General features: G+C 69.5%; 16 protein-coding genes. 10 read left to right on the forward strand and 6 right to left on the reverse strand.

Annotation, left to right across the window (positions count from 1 at the left end):
• Positions 1-172: 172 nt before the first annotated feature.
• From KBX63_RS34110 to KBX63_RS34120, 3 genes are all read right to left on the reverse strand, one after another.
• Entirely contained in the window at positions 173-370 is a 198-nt protein-coding gene (locus tag KBX63_RS34110) for a hypothetical protein (RefSeq protein ID WP_210918562.1), read from the reverse strand.
• A gap of 94 nt (positions 371-464) precedes the next feature.
• Positions 465-2,675 (reverse strand): ATP-dependent RecD-like DNA helicase, encoded by a 2,211-nt coding sequence (locus tag KBX63_RS34115; RefSeq protein WP_210918563.1) that lies wholly within the window; start codon positions 2,673-2,675, stop codon positions 465-467.
• A gap of 751 nt (positions 2,676-3,426) precedes the next feature.
• Positions 3,427-4,326, reverse strand: coding sequence for a transposase (locus KBX63_RS34120; protein WP_307871944.1), 900 nt, complete (start codon positions 4,324-4,326; stop codon positions 3,427-3,429).
• Positions 4,327-4,701: 375 nt separating this feature from the next.
• Between KBX63_RS34120 and KBX63_RS34125 the strand changes: the two genes are divergently transcribed.
• The 8 genes from KBX63_RS34125 to KBX63_RS34160 all read left to right on the forward strand — a co-directional run bounded on the left by KBX63_RS34125 (position 4,702) and on the right by KBX63_RS34160 (position 12,548).
• The gene (locus tag KBX63_RS34125; protein ID WP_210918565.1) at positions 4,702-6,024 is read left to right on the forward strand and encodes an MFS transporter; all 1,323 of its coding nucleotides are present in this window, start codon (positions 4,702-4,704) and stop codon (positions 6,022-6,024) included.
• Positions 6,025-6,035: 11 nt separating this feature from the next.
• The gene (locus KBX63_RS34130) at positions 6,036-6,743 is read left to right on the forward strand and encodes a GntR family transcriptional regulator (RefSeq protein WP_210918566.1); all 708 of its coding nucleotides are present in this window, start codon (positions 6,036-6,038) and stop codon (positions 6,741-6,743) included.
• Positions 6,740-7,627 carry an oxaloacetate decarboxylase gene (locus KBX63_RS34135; protein ID WP_210918567.1) on the forward strand — a complete coding sequence of 296 codons (888 nt, stop codon included), beginning with the start codon at positions 6,740-6,742 and terminating at the stop codon, positions 7,625-7,627. The genes KBX63_RS34130 and KBX63_RS34135 overlap by 4 nt, the downstream gene beginning before the upstream one ends.
• Complete coding sequence (locus KBX63_RS34140; protein WP_210918568.1) at positions 7,624-9,048, forward strand: dihydroorotase family protein; 1,425 nt, start codon at positions 7,624-7,626, stop codon at positions 9,046-9,048. The genes KBX63_RS34135 and KBX63_RS34140 overlap by 4 nt, the downstream gene beginning before the upstream one ends.
• Positions 9,045-9,761: an isochorismatase family protein gene (locus tag KBX63_RS34145; RefSeq protein ID WP_210918569.1), complete on the forward strand. Its 717-nt coding sequence runs from the start codon at positions 9,045-9,047 to the stop codon at positions 9,759-9,761. The genes KBX63_RS34140 and KBX63_RS34145 overlap by 4 nt, the downstream gene beginning before the upstream one ends.
• On the forward strand, positions 9,758-11,149 hold the full coding sequence (locus KBX63_RS34150; RefSeq protein ID WP_210918570.1) for an FAD-dependent oxidoreductase: 1,392 nt from the start codon (positions 9,758-9,760) through the stop codon (positions 11,147-11,149). The genes KBX63_RS34145 and KBX63_RS34150 overlap by 4 nt, the downstream gene beginning before the upstream one ends.
• A 122-nt stretch (positions 11,150-11,271) precedes the next feature.
• Positions 11,272-11,679 (forward strand): hypothetical protein, encoded by a 408-nt coding sequence (locus KBX63_RS34155; RefSeq protein WP_210918571.1) that lies wholly within the window; start codon positions 11,272-11,274, stop codon positions 11,677-11,679.
• Between the two features lie 467 nt (positions 11,680-12,146).
• The gene (locus KBX63_RS34160; protein ID WP_210918572.1) at positions 12,147-12,548 is read left to right on the forward strand and encodes a VOC family protein; all 402 of its coding nucleotides are present in this window, start codon (positions 12,147-12,149) and stop codon (positions 12,546-12,548) included.
• Positions 12,549-12,699: 151 nt separating this feature from the next.
• Here KBX63_RS34160 and KBX63_RS34165 read toward each other — a convergent pair whose 3' ends face one another.
• Positions 12,700-13,065: a hypothetical protein gene (locus KBX63_RS34165; protein ID WP_210918573.1), complete on the reverse strand. Its 366-nt coding sequence runs from the start codon at positions 13,063-13,065 to the stop codon at positions 12,700-12,702.
• Positions 13,066-13,423: 358 nt separating this feature from the next.
• On the reverse strand, positions 13,424-13,882 hold the full coding sequence (gene soxR / locus KBX63_RS34170) for a redox-sensitive transcriptional activator SoxR (RefSeq protein WP_307871945.1): 459 nt from the start codon (positions 13,880-13,882) through the stop codon (positions 13,424-13,426).
• A 114-nt stretch (positions 13,883-13,996) separates the two neighbouring features.
• Between soxR and KBX63_RS34175 the strand changes: the two genes are divergently transcribed.
• A complete protein-coding gene (locus KBX63_RS34175) occupies positions 13,997-14,842 on the forward strand; it encodes an NAD(P)H-binding protein (protein ID WP_210918575.1) in 846 nt (281 codons plus the stop codon).
• Positions 14,843-14,887: 45 nt separating this feature from the next.
• Positions 14,888-15,448, forward strand: coding sequence for a hypothetical protein (locus KBX63_RS34180; RefSeq protein WP_210918576.1), 561 nt, complete (start codon positions 14,888-14,890; stop codon positions 15,446-15,448).
• Between the two features lie 23 nt (positions 15,449-15,471).
• On the opposite strand, the gene KBX63_RS34185 is transcribed toward KBX63_RS34180, so the two are convergent.
• Positions 15,472-15,864 carry a transposase gene (locus KBX63_RS34185; protein ID WP_307871946.1) on the reverse strand — a complete coding sequence of 131 codons (393 nt, stop codon included), beginning with the start codon at positions 15,862-15,864 and terminating at the stop codon, positions 15,472-15,474.
• Between the last annotated feature and the right edge of the window lie 173 nt (positions 15,865-16,037).

Consider the following 16,037-nt stretch of genomic DNA (forward strand, 5'->3'; position numbering starts at 1 on the left):
TCTTGGGGCAGCAGGGTGTAGGAACCGTCTGCTTACCAAGAGCCCGTCTTTTATGGACGGCCGCCACGCCGACCGTCGCTCACGTACCACAAGTCCCGCCAGGCAGATCAGAAACAGGCTCTATAGGCCCGGGGTGGTTGGGCGCGCTGCTGCGCGCATCCGGACGGGCAGGTCACTCGCAGCGGTCCTCGGCGCCTCGGCCGTACGGCTCGCAGCAGTCGGGGCGGTGCCGGTACACGCGCAGGTCGCGTCCGTGCCGGCGGCCGTACTCGGGCGCGATCTCGTAAAGGCAGGCCTGCCAGACGACGGTCTCCCCGCCGCCGGACACGACCTGGCCGTCCCCCGGTCCGCCGCGTAGCAGCACGTCCACGTCCTCGACCGTACGCAACCCATCAGCGCCGGGACGTGGCGTACGAGTCTCCGACCCAAGCGGTACCCCATCCGCACCGATGTCAACGGCCGTGTCACATGCGGGTGAGTCGGTGGTCGAGGGCGGTGTGGCGGCGGCCGGCACTGACGGTGCGGATGGCGGCGGCGAGGGCCCGGTGGGAGCCGACGAGGACAACGAGTTTCTTGGCGCGGGTGATGGCGGTGTAGAGCAGGTTGCGTTGCAGCATCATCCACGCACTGGTGGTCAGCGGGATGACCACTGCCGGGTATTCGGAGCCCTGGGAGCGGTGGATGGTCATGGCGTAGGCGTGGGTGAGTTCGTCGAGTTCGTCGAAGTCGTAGTCGATGCTCTCGTCCTCGTCGGTACGCACGGTCAGGGTCTGCTCTTCGGTGGAGAGGTGGGTGACGATGCCGAGGGTGCCGTTGAAGACGCCGGCTTGGCCTTTGTCGTAGTTGTTGCGGATCTGGGTGACCTTGTCGCCGATCCGGAACACCCGCCCGCCCATGCGCCGCTCCGGCTGGCCTTCGCGGTGCGGGGTGAGGCGCTGCTGCAGCAGCGTGTTCAGTGCGGCGGCGCCGGCGGGGCCGCGGTGCATGGGGGTGAGGACCTGCACGTCCCGGCGCGGGTCGAGGCCGAACTTGGCGGGGATGCGGGTGCAGGCGACGTCGACCGTGAGCGCGGCGGTGGCGTCGGTGTCGTCGCAGGCGAACAGGAAGAAGTCCGCCATGCCCTTGAGGAGGGGTGGGCGGCCGGCGTTGATGCGGTGGGCGTTGGTGACGACGCCGGACTGGGCGGCCTGGCGGAAGATCTGCGTCAGCCGTACCCGCGGAACAGTGGGGGCGGCGAGCAGGTCGCGCAGGACTTCTCCGGCGCCGACGGAGGGGAGTTGGTCGACGTCGCCGACCAGGAGCAGGTGCGCGCCGGGCGGGACGGCCTTGACGAGTTTGTTGGCCAGGATCAGGTCGAGCATGGAGGCCTCGTCGACGACGAGGAGGTCGACGTCGAGAGGGTTGTCCCGGTCGTAGGAGGCCTCCCCTCCCGGACGCAGCTGCAGCAGCCGGTGGACGGTCGCGGCGGGGTGGCCGGTCAGCTCCGAGAGGCGTTTCGCGGCGCGGCCGGTCGGGGCGACGAGGGTGACCTTGGCTTTCTTGGCGGCGGCGAGTTCGACGATGGAGCGGACCGTGAAGCTCTTGCCGCAGCCCGGCCCACCGGTCAGGACCGCGACTTTCGAGGTGAGGGCGAGGCGGACGGCCTGTTCCTGTTCGGGGGCCAGGTCCACGCCGGTGCGGGCCTTCAGCCAGGTGAGGGCCTTGCCCCAGTCGACGCCTCTGAAGTGGGGCAGCCGGTCGGCCCGATCGCCGAGTAGGCGCAGCAGGGAGGAGGCGAGGGACTGCTCGGCGCGGTGGAACGGCACCAGGTACACCGCGTGCACCGGCTCTCCGTCGCCGCCGGGCAGGGGTTCGCGGACGACGCCCTCGTCGGCGGCCAGGGTGTCGAGGCAGTCGGTGACGAGGTCGGCGGGAACGTCGAGGATCTTCGTGGCGTCGGCGACCAGCTCGGGGGCGGGTAGGTAGCAGTGGCCTGAGTCGGTGGCCTCGGACAGGGTGTACTGCAGGCCGGCCATGACTCGCTGCGGGCTGTCGTGGGGGATGCCGACGGCTTGGGCGATGGTGTCGGCGGTCTTGAACCCGATGCCCCACACGTCCGCAGCGAGCCGGTACGGCTCCTTCGACACGACGTCGATGGACGCGTCGGCGTACTTCTTGAAGATCCGCACCGCCAGGGATGTCGACACCCCAACGCCTTGGAGGAAGACCATCACCTCCTTGATGGCCTTCTGCTCCTCCCACGCCGCGGTGATCTTCGCCGTGCGCTTCGGCCCGAGCCCAGGTACCTCCACCAGCCGGGATGGTTCCTCCTCGATGACGCGGAGGGTGTCCAGGCCGAAGTGGGCCACGATCCGCTCGGCGAACACCGGTCCGATGCCCTTGACCAGACCGGAGCCGAGGTAGCGCTGAATGCCCTGGATCGTGGCCGGCAGGACGGTGGTGTAGGAGTCGACTTCGAATTGCTTGCCGTACTTCGGATGGGATGACCATCGCCCGTGCAGGCGCAGGCTCTCCCCCGGCTGCGCACCCAGCAACGCGCCGACCACCGTCAACAGGTCGCTGCCGCGGTCGGTGGCGACGCGGGCGATGGTGTAGCCGGTTTCCTCGTTGACGTAGGTCAACCGCTCGAGCACCGCGTCCAGGACGGCAAGCGGTATGCGGGCGGGAGCGGTCATGCCTCACATCGTGCCGCCTGTCGACCCGGCACAGACACCCGCCCAGCCCCTCGCCTGCGACCAGGATGGGTGACGGCGTGACTCGCTGGCTAACGGGAAGCCGATGGGCCTTCCCGCCGGGGCGCCTCACGGTTCGTTGTCGGTTCTCTCTGAGCTTTTCAGCGACCGGGCTCCTGACCTGCGCTGTGAAATCTCTCGGCGAGCCTGTTCCGCCGGGGTTTCGCCGCTCAACTTTTCAGTACGCACACCGCCAGCTCGTTGCTGTCCCCGATGAGCAGCGCCGGTGGGGACAGGCTTGTGCTGTCACCACCGGTGCGGGTGTTTCCGGGGTTCGGTCAGCTGGTGGGGCCTCCCTGCGCGTCGCGGAGTCGGCGGCCGACGAAGACCAGGGCGGGTGCGTCTTCACCGGCACCGTCTTTGCCGGCGGGGCGCCCGGATCACCCCGGACGCCCCGACGATCGCGGCGCTGGTCAGGCTGGCGGAAGCATCCACAACGCCTCGTAGTGGGCGGCGCGCTGCTCGACGGTCATGAGGTGTCGGCGTACGGACCAACGTGCACAGCCAGGTACAGCTGAACGTGCACAGCGTCGTGCAGATGGCGGAGGCACGTCCGAGCCTTCAACCGCCCGCGAGCCGGCCAGCGGATTCAGCGAGACCCACAGGAACGGGCGGGCGGCCATCGTGACGTTCCGTTTCCAGCGAGCCGGACTCGACCGTAAGGCGTATCCGCTTCTGGCACCCCTCTGTGCCATCAAGAGGCCGCGGCGAGGGTTGTTCTAGGCTGGGGTGTGGCGGGTCCGGGAAGTGACTTTTCCGAAGAGCCGGCATGGGGATGTGAGCTGGTCACGCTGGAGTCAGTAGTCGTCTCCCGGTGTCCTCCCGGGCCCGTCGCCGTGGCGGCTGTGGCGTCGTCGATCATCTGTCGGTAGACGATGTCGGACAGGCGTCGTTTCAGCGCCCGCATCGCTTCCATCGATGTCTTCCCGGACGTCTTCTTGCGGTCGAAGTAGGCGCGGCCCTCGGTGGGGCTGCGGAGCTGAACCGTGGCCATGATGTGCAGCACGCGGTTGATCTGCCGGTTCCCGGCGCGGGAGAGGCGGTGGCGGACCTGTTCGCCGGATGATGCGTCGATGGGGGCGGTGCCGTTCCAGGAGGCGAAGTGGGCCCGGTTCGGGAACCGGGTGATATCACCGACTTCGACCAGCAGCCGGGCGGCACCGGACGGTCCGATGCCGTGCAGGTCCTTCAACGTGGTCCCGGTGGAAGCTACGAGTTCTTTCAGTTCCTTGTCGGCTTCCTTGGCACGCCGGTAGACGCGTTCGAGGTCACCGATCAGCTCCGCGGCGACCCGGCGCCGGGTCTTGCCGACCCCGTCACGGGGCCGAACCGTGGCCAGTAGAGCCTTGGCCTGGGCGGCGGACAGACTCTTCTTCGCCCCACCCGGGATCAGTTCCAGCAGCAGTTGGTGCAGCTGGGACACCATCCGGGTGTGGTCCTCGCCGAGGGAGCGGCGGCGGTCGACCAGGATCCGCAGCAGGGCGAGCTGTTTGTCGTTGACGACCGGGCGCAGCCCGGCCATGCGGGTGCCGACCAGCGCGATGGAGTGGGCGTCGGTGGCATCGGTCTTGCGGCCCTGTCCGGTGGCGAACACCCGCGCCCTGGCGGACAGCTTCGGCGTGGGGCGTCCGCCTCTGGAGCCTCGCGCGTCGATCGCGCGACACGGCGCGGGGCGGCGCCCGACGAGATCTGCTTCGAGGACACATCCACGTCGACGCCGACGAGTACGTCGGCTGTCCCGACCGCCTAGTGGAGCTGTTCCAGCGCCGGTAGATCCTGCGCATTCACGACGACCTGCCGGGGCCCCTCCCTGGCGGCCCGCTTGTCCCGGCGGGCGGATCTGTTGCCCACCCGCAGCCCCCTCCTCTGCCAACTGTTGACAGTTGGCAGCTCTTCCTGGTCGGATGTGGGTCAGGTCATACCGGCGGAACCCCCGACCGCCCGCTCCCCCAGCTAGGAGGCCATCAGCATGTCCAGCACAGCCACAGGCACGACGACAACAACCCTCGACGGCGTCGAACGCCCCCGGGTGTCGCCCCGGGTGGTGGCCGCCGGCGCGGTCGGCTCGATCGTCGAGTACTTCGACTTCGGGGTCTACGGCTACGTGGCCACCATCCTGGCGGCCAAGTTCTTCATCAACGAGGACCCGACCGCCGCGCTGCTCGCCACGCTGGCCACCTTTGCCCTGGCGTTCGCGCTCCGTCCGCTCGGCGGGGTGATCTTCGGGCACTTCGGCGACCGGTACGGCCGCAAGAACGCCCTCGCCGGGACCGTGGTGCTGATGGCCATCGCGAGCGGCCTGATCGGTGTCCTGCCCACCTACGCCGCCATCGGCGTGGGCGCCACCGCGCTGCTCGTGCTGGCCCGCTGCGTGCAGGGCATCGCGGCCGGCGGCGAGCTCGGCGGCGCCGCCTCGTTCGTCGCCGAGTACGCCCCGAACCACCGGCGCGGCCTGCTCTGCTCCACCACCCAGATGGGCGCCCTCGCCGGCGCGCTGCTGGCCTCGCTGACCGTCGCCCTGCTCAACACCACGCTGGGTGCAGAGACGATGAATGCCTGGGGCTGGCGGGTGCCCTTCCTGATCGCGATCCCGCTGGGCGTGGTCGGCCTCTGGATCCGCTCCCGGCTGGCCGAGACGCCGAAGTTCGCCGCCTTGGAGGAGAAGAAACAGGACACGCCGACCGCGCCGGTGGTGCAGCTGTTCCGCGAGCACCGGGGCGCGCTGGCCACCTGCGTCGGACTGTCCATCCTGCTCTTTTCCGCCTACTACGTCGCCTACGTCTACGTGAACATCCACCTGCAGAAGGTGGTCGGGGTGCCAGCCAACACGGCGTTCTGGTCCACCACGGCGACCCTGGCGGTGGCCACCGCGTGCATGCCGCTGTTCGGGATGCTGTCTGACCGTGTGGGCCGCAAGCCCGTGTTCCTCGGCGCGACCGTCGCCGCGCTGGTCCTCGCGTACCCCGCCTTCCTGCTGCTCGACTCTGGCGGCGCGATCGCGATCGGCGCGCACATCGTGCTCGGCCTGATCGACTCGGCGCTGATGGGCGTGGCCTTCTCCGCCTACGCCGAGCTCTTCCCTACCAGCGTCCGCTACACCGGGATCGCGCTCGGCTTCAACGTCGGCGCGGCCCTGGCCGGCGGCACCGCCCCGTACGTCTGCACCTGGCTGGTCGACGTCACCGGGTCGTCCCTCGCGCCCGCCTGGTTCCTGATGGGCACGGCCGTGGTGACGCTCGTGGCCGCCCTGCGAATGCGGGAAACTGCCGGCACCAACCTGCGTGACGCCTAAGAGGAGCCCCGGTGACCCAGCCCGTCAGCAAGCAACTGACCCGCGACAGCACGTACTCCCAGCGTACGGAGTCGGTGCTGCGGGAGATGATCCTCGACGGTGGACTCAAGCCCGGTGAGCGGCTCAACGAGGTCACGCTCGCCGCCTCCCTCGGCATCAGCCGGGGCCCGCTGCGCGAGGCGATCCAGCGCCTGGCCAGCGAGGGACTACTCACCGTGGTCAGTCACCGCGGCGCCTTCGTCCGCACCTTCGAGCGGGCCGAGGTGGCCGAGCTCTACGAGCTGCGGTCCGCGTTGGAGCTGCACGCCGTACGCCTGCTCTGTCAGCGCGCGAGCGACGACGACCTGGCTGACCTGGCCGCGCTGCTGGACGAGACGGAGAGCCGGATCAGCGGCATCGCCGACCCGGCCTACCCGCAGGAGCTGGACTTCCACCTGCGACTGGTGATGCTCGTCGGCAACCAGGCGCTGCTGACCGCCGCGCTGGAGGTGCAGCGGCAGATCTCCCTGGCCCGAACGATGTCCGCCCAGCGACCCACCCGGGCCCGCAAGGCCGTCGTCGAGCACGCCGACATCCTCGACGCGCTGCGCGCCCGGGACCAGGAACGGGCCACCCGACTGATGGCCGACCACATCCAGCACTCGATGGAGAGCGCCATCTCCGTCCTCGGTCTCCCGATCGACGACGAGGAGCCGGACAAGGGAAGGACAAAAGGATGAGGACCACCCGCAGACTTAGGGATCTGCTAGCGGGCGGCGACCCGCCGCTACTGGTGCCGGGAGCGCCTAACGCGCTCTCCGCCCGGGTCGTGGAGGAGGCCGGCTTCGGCGCGGTGTACGTCTCCGGGGCCGGCGTGACCAACACCTACCTGGGCATGCCCGACCTGGGCCTGCTGACCATGAGCGAACTGGCCGATCATGTGGCGGCGATGGCCGACGCGGTCGACATCCCGTTGGTGGTGGACGCCGACACCGGCTTCGGCAACGCCCTGAACGTGCAGCGCACGGTCCGGCGGCTGGAACGGGCCGGCGCCGCGGCGATCCAGATCGAGGACCAGGTCAGCCCCAAGAAGTGCGGCCACTTCGCCGGCAAGGAGGTCATCTCCACCGCCGAGATGGTCGGCAAGATCCATGCGGCGGTGGACGCCCGGGACGACGAGGACCTGGTGATCATCGCCCGTACCGACGCGCGGGCCGTCGACGGCATCGACGCCGCCTGCGAGCGCGCCGCCCGCTACGGGGAGGCGGGCGCGGACGTCCTCTTCGTCGAGGCGCCCTGGGACGTCGACGAGCTGCGCCAGGTGACCAGCCAGGTACCCGGCCTGCACATGGCCAACATGGTCGAGGGCGGTCTCACCCCGCTGATGTCCCGGCAGGAGCTGGCCGACCTGGGCTTCACCATCGCCCTGTACGCCAACGCCGCGATGCGCGGCGCGGTGGTCGGCATGCGGTCCGTCCTCGCCCACCTGGCAAAGCACGGCGACACCCGGGCCGCGGACGACCTCATGATCAGCTGGTCGGACCGGCAGGCGCTGGTCCGCAAGCCCGAGTTCGACGAGTTGGACCGCCGCTACGCGGTCGGCCGCGAGGAGGGGTCGGCATGAGCGCGGACCGCATAGACCTGCGGCTGCACGGCGGGCGCGTCTTCCTGCACGGCGCCGGGCTGACCGAGGCCGACCTGCTGCTGGCCGGCGGCCGCATCGCCGGGATCGTCGCCCCGGACGCCCCCGGCGCCGCCACCGAGACGGTCGACCTGCGCGGCGCGGCGGTGCTGCCCGGCGCCATCGACCCGCACGTGCACCTGGGCAAGGACATCCGGGTGCCGAAAGACCCCGACGACGCCGCGCTGGAGTCCGCCTCCGCCGTCGCGGGCGGGGTCACCTCGATGCTGGTCTACCTGATGAGCGCCGACCCGTACGAGGACGTCTTCGCCGACGCGCGCGCAGTGATGGAGCGGCACTCGCACACCGACTTCGGGTTCCACTTCGTCCTCGGCACCCCGGAGCACCTGCGGGCGCTGCCGGCGTACGTGGCCGAGCTGGGGGTCTCCAGCTTCAAGTTCTTCATGAACTTCCGGGGCGACGAGGGCGCCTATCTAGGCATGCCCGGCAACGACGACGCCTTCATGTACGACCTGCTCGGGCTGACCGCCGAGCACGGCGCGATGGTCAACCCGCACCCGGAGAACATCGAGCTGGTCCGCAGGCTGCGCGACGCCGCCCGGCCGGACACCGAGCGGGGCCCGCTGTGGGCGTGGAACGCCTCCCGCCCGCCGTACGTGGAGGCCGAGGCGCAGCAACGGGTCTCCTACCTGGCCAGCGTCACCGGCGCCTCGACGTACGCGGTGCACACCAGCAGCAAGGCCGCGCTGGACGTGTCCCGGATGCAGCGCTCGGCGTACCCGAACCTATTCGTGGAGACCTGCCCGCACTACCTGACGCTGAGCGTCGAATCCGACTGCGGCTCGTACGGCAAGGTCAACCCGCCGCTGCGCACGCCTGCCGACGTGGAGGCGCTCTGGCAGGGGCTGGCCGACGGCAGCGTCGACACGATCGGCTCGGACCACAACGCCCGGCACCGGTCGTTCAAGGAAAAGGACATCTGGACGGCCTCCGCCGGCTTCCCCGGCGTGGGCGTGCTGTTCCCGCTCACCCTCGCCGAGGGGCTGGCCCGCGGCGTGGACCTGGCCCGGCTGGTGGACGCCACCAGCACCCGGGCCGCGAAACTGTTCGGCCTCTATCCCCGCAAGGGCACCATCCGCGTGGGCTCCGACGCCGACCTGGTCGTGGTCGACCTGGACGGGACGACCACCATCACCGCCGACCGGCAGCACTCGGCCGCCCAATACACCCCCTGGGAAGGTCGCAAGGTCCCGGCTCGGGTCGTGCACACCCTGGTCCGCGGGCACTTCGCAGTGCGCGACGGGCAGCTCGACGCCGCGCCGACCGGCGGCTACCTGACCCGCCACCGCAGCGGCGCCGCCGCGCTGCGCGCCGCGCAGAGCACCGAGGAGGACAAGGCATGAGTACGCAGCGACCATGGACCGTCGGCGGCGCCGACGTGGTCGACGACGAGACCATCCACCGGTACGCCCGCGCCGGCTTCGGCAGCCCCGTCGGCCTGGGCGAGCGGCCGGCGCTGCTCATCATCGACGCGCAGTACCGCACCGTCGGCACCCGCCGGCAGCCGTTCGACGCGGCCGTGGAGGAGTTCACCACCAGCTGCGGCGAGGTGGGCTGGAACGCCGTCGACCGGATCGCCGAGCTGCTGGCCGAGTTCCGGGCTAACGACCTGCCGGTGCTCTACCCGCACGTCGCGCCGAAGGCGTCGTACGACACCGGCCGGCTCGGGGCGAAGGTGCCAGCGATCATGTCGATCCCGGCGCACGGCTACGAGTTCGTGAAGGAGATCGCCCCGGTCGAGGGCGACATCCTGCTGCCCAAGCGGCATCCGAGCGCCTTCTTCGGCACGCCACTCGCCAGCTACCTGATCGACGTGGGCGCGGACTCCGTCGTGGTCACCGGCGCCACCACCTCCGGCTGCGTCCGGTCCAGCGTGGTCGACGCCTTCTCGTACAACTTCAAGGTGACGGTGCCCGCCGACGCGGTCTACGACCGCAGTCCGGTGGTGCACGAGGTCAACCTCTTCGACATGGCCCAGAAGTACGCCGACGTGACCGCTACCGACCAACTGCTGGAGCGGCTGCGCTCCCCTCGTACCGCGAAGGTGGCCGGATGAGCATGGACGTGGACGTGGTGGTGGTCGGCGCCGGTGGCTGCGGTCTGACCGCGGCCATCGCGGCGGCCGAGGCCAGCGCGAGTGTCGCGCTGCTAGAGAAGCTGGACCGTGCCGGCGGCAATACCTTCGTCAGCACCGGCTCCATCCCAGCCGCCGGCACCCGCTACCAGCGAGCGGCCGGCATAGACGACGACCCGGACCGGATGACCGCGGACCTGCTGCGGCAGAGCGGCCCGCACGACGCCGAGCCGCTGGTCCGGCTGCTGGCCGAGCAGTCAGCGAGCCTGGTGGAGTGGCTGGTCGAGAAGCACCGGGTTGACCTGCGGATCATCACCGACTACCGGCATGTCGGGCACAGCGTGCCTCGACTGCACGCGCCGCCGGACCGGCGGGGCGAGTCGTTGATGTGGGACCTGCTCGCCGCAGCCCGCCGGCTCGACGTGGAGGTGGTCACCGGCAACCCGGTCACCGAGCTGATCGTCGAGGACGGCCGGGTCTGTGGCGTGCGGGTGGGCGGTCACCGCGCCGACAGCTACGAGCTGCGCAGCTCAACCGTGGTGCTGGCGGCGAACGGCTTCGGCCGCAACGCGGAGCTGCTGCGCCGCTTCGCGCCGGACATCGCTGGGGGTAACTACCTGGGCGCGGAGGGTTCCACCGGCGAGGCGCTAACCTGGTGCCTTGAGCTGGGTGCGGACACCGGCAACATGGGCGCCTATCAGGGGTACGCGGCGGTCGCCTACCCGCACGGCTCGATCACCTCGTGGACGACCGTGGAGATGGGCGGCATCCTGCTCGACCCGCGGGGCCGCCGGATCGGCGACGAGAGTGTCGGCTACTCGGGCTTCACCGGCTCGGTCGCCGCGCGGGGGGACCAGGGCTTCGTGGTCTTTGACACCCGGGTCCGCGACTACGTGGCCGCGCACGAGCCGGAGTTCGTGGAGCTCGTGAAGATGAAGGGGGTGTTGGAGGCCGACTCTCCCGCCGCCGTCGCCCGCTTCATCGGCGCCGACGAGGCCGAGGTCACCGTGGCGCTGCGGTCCTATGAGGAGGCCGCCCGGCAGGGCCGGCCGGACGACGTCGGCCGGAGCGAGTTTGGCATGGCTCCGCTGACTCCGCCGTACTGCGTGGTGCGGGCGATCCCGGCGCTGTTCCACACCCAGGGCGGGGTGCGGGTCACCGACTCCGCCCAGGTGCTGCGCACGGACGGCACCCCGGTGCCCGGCCTGTATGCCGGGGGCGGGGTGACCACTGGGCTCTCCGGCGCTCATGGTGCGGCCGGCTACTCCTCTGGGAACGGGCTGCTCTCGGCGATCGGGCTGGGACGCATCGCCGGTCGGGCGGCCGCCACGACGGCGACGACTCGAGGTACGACGCCGTCCCACGCTTAGTTGCCGAGGGCAACGGCCAGGCGTCGGTCTACTCGTACATCCGATCGTCGTGGTTGAACGTCAGGAGGCCGAATCGATCCAGGTTTGCCTGGACCGATTCGGCCTCCACGACGGTCAAGGCCGTGGCGATCGGTGCCGAGTTTTGGACCGAGATTGGATCAAGGTACGTGGCTGCTCTGGCGGCCAAAGACACAAACGGCCTTCTCGCACTCTTTGTCCCCGACGTGATCTTCCGTGGCATGACGCCCGGGCGTTTCTGGGAGGCGGATTCCCCACAGCGGATCGTGCACGAGGTGCTGTACCAGTGGTTCGAGCCCGATGACGTTATCGAAAAGATTGAGCATCTCGAGGCGGGGCACGTAGTTGATCGCGAACGCATCGACTACCGTTTCCGGGTCCGGAACGCGGACGGCCAATTCATCGTCGAGCAGCGGGCCTACTTCGACACTGACGGCGCCGGTCACATCACCCGCATGCACGCGATCTGCGGCGGGTATCGGCCCACCACCGACCCGATCGGGGAACGGTAGTCTGCCGTTCCGGCGCACGCGCGGCCGCGGCTCAGCGGCGTCGGGCTTGCCGATTTGCGTCAGCGGTTGATGATGCATCGAGCCACGTTGGGTCAGCTGCTGGATCGGTTGGAGGACCTGGTCAACATCGGGCCCCAGCTCGCGGCGACCTGAGAGAGCGTCGCCCGCGTTGCAGGCATGACGAGCGCCGAAGGGGAGCGCACCACCATCGCACGGCGAAGATCGCACACCCCGGCCGTCTCTCCTCCAGAAGAGACTCGGCGAACATCCGCTATTCGGCACGACCGGACGCCGGATCCGATCCGCTTGCCATGACGCTGCCGCACAGTCGTCACGCTGCGTAACGCGCGGATCGCGGCAAGAGAGGGCGTTTGATCATGGGGTGGCGCGTCGAGATGAGCTGTCTTGACTTTAAGCAAGGTTCAGCTTGCAGCCTGATCGTCAATCGTCTGGACGGAGCTATCTGAATGATCGACCCGAACGTAAGTATTCGCCTCGCCCGGCCCACCCGGGACCTTGCGGCGGTCGAACGCTTCTATTTGCAGGGGCTGGGACTGGAGGTGCTCTACCGGGCTGCGGGCGGCCCCGGAGAACATGACCTGCTGATGCTGGGCTGGCGCGGGGCGTCATGGCATCTGGAACTGGTTGGGGGCCTAAGCCTCGCCGTGCAGCCGACACCGACGAGCGAAGATCTCCTTGTGCTCTATCTGTCCGAACCGATCGACGACGCGCTCGTGGCCCGCCTTGAACAGGCCGGCGGCAAGCGCGTCTCCCAAGGCGCGTACTGGGATCGGTGGGGTATCACGGTCGAAGATCCGGACGGTTATCGCCTCGTCCTATCCAGCCGCTCGTGGTCCAACGCCGCGTAGTCGCCAGACAGCCCCAGCGGGAGGACAACCCTCGCTCTGCGGCAGATGTGCGCACCCGATCTTGGGTAGGCTACCGGAAGGAAGACCAGTAGGTTCGGCGCATGCCGGACGACATCGTTCTGCGGCTCGACCGCGCAACGGCCGAGGATCTTTACGCCGCGCTGTACGGGACCGGAGAACGTCGTGAATGCAGAGTCTCGTGCTGACGCGCCCAGTCCTCGGCTGACGCACGGCTGTCAGCAGGCGGAGAATCTCGCAGGCACCCAGAACACCGGGCGAAAAACGCCCCGCCCTCTTCCCATGCGTGCACCTGCCCAGGCTTCACCCAGTCGGGCGACCAGTCCACGTTGAAGGCGTACAGCAGCCCAGAGGTGACACCTTCCATCAGCCGTTCGATCGTGGCGTCGCTGAGACCCAACTCCAACATGCTGTTCGTCACCTGGAGTTCGGTCCTGACGTTGTCCTCCAGCAGAGAGACCACGCGAGCCTCACGTGCGCTGTCGGCCTCTTTCCCCATGCGCACATCCTGCCGGACGACCGCTCATCGGCCAGTCCGGACGCCGCCTGCCCTTCCTCGGGTGACGCTGCGTGGCGCACGGATCGCGGCAGATGAGGACGTCGGCGTCTTCCTGCGCGGCACTGCCGTTGAGTGTGATTACCGGCGGGCTCTCTGGTGGCCAAGGCCGGCGGGAGTCGACCCGACGGCGTGAGCCGCGGTGTCGAACGCGCGGGTGGCCGGGTCCACGGTGCCGGCCACTCGTATGCCCTGGCTTGCGCGGTGAACCGGGCGCTCGACTCGCCGCGGCCGGCGACGGTTGTTCGAGTGGATCGATAGCGGCATCGAGGCGCCCGGCGCCTGCGGTCGGCTATGACGTCTACGGGTGTTTGACCAGTCGGTGCGGGCCTGGCCCGAGGGCGCCCAACTTGTCGTCCGGATTGATCAATTCGCACTGGTCGAGGGACAGGCAGCCGCAGCCGATGCATTCGGTGAACAAGTCGCGCATGCGTTCCAGTTGCCGGATCCGCGCGTTGAGTTCGGCGCTCCAGCATTCGGACGCGCGGATCCAGAACTCGCGCGTCGGTGTCTGCCCCTCGGGCAGCAGGGCGAGGACGCTGCCGATTGCCGCCAGCGGGATTCCGACGTTCTGCGGGGCCCGGATGAACGCCACCTGGCGAAGGGTGGCGCGGCTGTAGCGGCGCTGGTTGCCGACGGTGCGCCGGCTGCGGATGAGGCCCTGGCGTTCGTAGAAGCGCAGCGCCGAGGCGGCCACGCCACTGCGGTCGGCCAGTTCACCGATCGTGAGTTCGTCGGCGTCGGGTGCGAGCGATGTCACGGTCGCCACAGTACTTGACTTAAACATTTGTTCAAGTTCGAGAGTTGTGCCGGACGCCGTTGCCGGGTCGGCCGGAATCGGCGCGCGTTACGTCACGAACCCTGGGAGCGGTCAATGAGTACCCACAGAACAGTCCTGGTCACCGGTGCCACCGGCATCGTCGGTCGGCACGTGGTGAACAGGCTGCTGGAGCTGGGCGCAAACGTCCGAGCACTGGTCCGCAAACCGGGCGGAGCGAGGCTGCCCGCCGGTGTTGCCGTCGCCGTTGGTGACCTGACCAGACCGGACACGCTCGACGCCGCCCTGGCCGGGGTCGACTCGGTTTTCCTCGTGTGGCCCGGCCTGTCGAGCGCGGCCGCACCAGCAACCGTGGAAAGGCTTTCGGAGCACGCCCGCCGGGTCGTTTACCTGTCCGCGATGGGCGGGCGAGATGGCGAACGCCCGGTCGGCTTCTGGGGCGAAATCGAGGGTCTGATCGAGCGGACCGGGCTGGAGTCGACCTTCCTCCGGGCGAGCGGATTCGCGGCCAACACGCTCGGCTGGGCTGAGCAGATCCGCACCCGAGGGGTCGTGCGGTGGCCGTACGGGCACGCCCGCCGATCGCTGATACACGAGAAGGACCTGGCCGCGGTGGCCGCGCTGGCGCTGACCGAGGATCGGCACGTCGGGGCGGCGTACACCCTCACCGGGCCCGAGGCCGCCAGCCAACTGAAGCAGGTACGGCTCATCGGGACGGCGATCGACCGCGACCTTCGGTGGGAGGAGCAGCCTCGTGCCGAGGCGCGCGAGTCTCTGCTGGCCGCGTGGGGCGATCCGGCGTTCGTGGACATGGCGCTCGACGGGTGGGCCGCCATGATCGACGCGCCGGAGCCGGTCACCACGACCGTGGAGCAGGTCACCGGAGTTCCGGCCCGCGAATTCCGGCAGTGGGCCCTCGACCACGCAGCGGACTTCCGCTAGTCGCGCACCAGCCTCCAGTCAACCGATCAGATTCGAGGATTCGGCATGCCAACATCGACCGCGGACCCCATCGCGGCACTATTTCGTCCGTTCACCATCGGCCGGCTCACCGTGCCGAACCGGATCGTGATGGCGCCCATGACGCGGACCCACTCGCCGGATGGCGTACCGGGCCGGGACGTCGCCGCGTACTACGCCCGCCGCGCCGAACACGGGGCAGGACTCATCATCACCGAGGGCACGGTCGTGGATTGCCCTGCCTCGGCGAACAGCCCGGCCGTCCCTCGCATCTTCGGCGCCGCGCCACTGGCCGGCTGGGCTCGCGTTGTCGACGCGGTGCGTTCCGCCGGCGGCCGGATCGTCCTGCAGTTGTGGCACGTCGGTACCGACCGCAAGCCAGGTGATCTGCCGAACCCGAGCGTGCCACCGGTTGGCCCCTCCGGACTTTCCAGCAGCGGCGAGCCCGTCACGGCGCCGATGACACAGGCGCAGATCGATGACGTGATCGCGGCGTTCGCGCGAGGGGCGGCGGAGGCCGAACGCCTGGGCTTTGACGGCGTCGAACTCCACGGCGCGCATGGTTACCTCATCGATCAGTTCTTCTGAGAGCGTGTTTGAGATGGGGTTGATCAGGTCCAGGTGAAGGTGCGGCGGGCTTGACGGCGTGCCGGTCGGCCCCGGGTGATGCGGCGTGCGACGCCGGCGATGGCGGCCCAGCGGATGAGGGCTTCGGAGACGGCCGGGTGGCGTTCGTAGTCGCGGGCCAGCCTGCGGCAGACGGTGAGCCAGGCCAGGGTGCGTTCCACGACCCAGCGGCGGGGGTGTACGGCGAAGCCACGCTGGTCGGCGGGCTTGCGGACGATCTCCAGCTTGGTGCGCAGAGTGTCGCGGGTCCAGTCAACCAGGCGGCCGGCGAAGCCCTGGTCGGCGAAGACGTGCCGGATCGGGGCGGCCATGTAGGCGCCCAGCAGGGCGGTCTTGGCGCCGTCGCGGTCCTGCCAACTCGCGGCAAGCACGGTCACGGTGACCAGCAGGCCCAAGGTGTCGGTGACGATGAACCGCTTCCGACCGTTGACCTAATGGGCAGAAGTTGAAGCCGCTGAAGTCTGCTGGTCACTCGAGCGCGAGTTCTGAGGGTGGATCGGCTTGGCGACTTCAGCGGGTCCGTCGTCGGCCGGCCAGCGCCAGCACTACG

Origin of the sequence: Micromonospora sp. U21 (assembly GCF_018070045.1) — a bacterium.
GTDB lineage: Bacteria > Actinomycetota > Actinomycetes > Mycobacteriales > Micromonosporaceae > Micromonospora.